The 227-nt window shown below is 51.1% G+C and carries 1 pseudogene; it reads left to right on the forward strand.

Features of this window, described 5'->3' with window-relative positions:
• Positions 1-227 (forward strand): annotated as a pseudogene (locus LD028_RS09860) (hypothetical protein); the annotation flags it as partial.

The raw sequence follows: 227 nt of genomic DNA on the forward strand, positions 1-227 counted from the left end.
CAGCGCCGCGCCCACGTCTTTATGCAAGACTTCGGCGTCGAGACGTTCGACTACCGCATCGATGAGGTGGAAAAACTGTCGTCATGGTCGATGTCTGATGAGAACAAACCGCTTCACGACGTGTATCGCGTCCGCGTCATTCAGACGTTCCATAGCGCTTTTGGCGTGTTCGAAATCCATCAAGACGTCTTCGTCGCCAAAGAAAAAGGGGAAAAGAACATTTTGTT

The organism is Anoxybacillus sp. LAT27, assembly GCF_022030075.1.
Lineage (GTDB): Bacteria > Bacillota > Bacilli > Bacillales > Anoxybacillaceae > Anoxybacillus > Anoxybacillus kestanbolensis.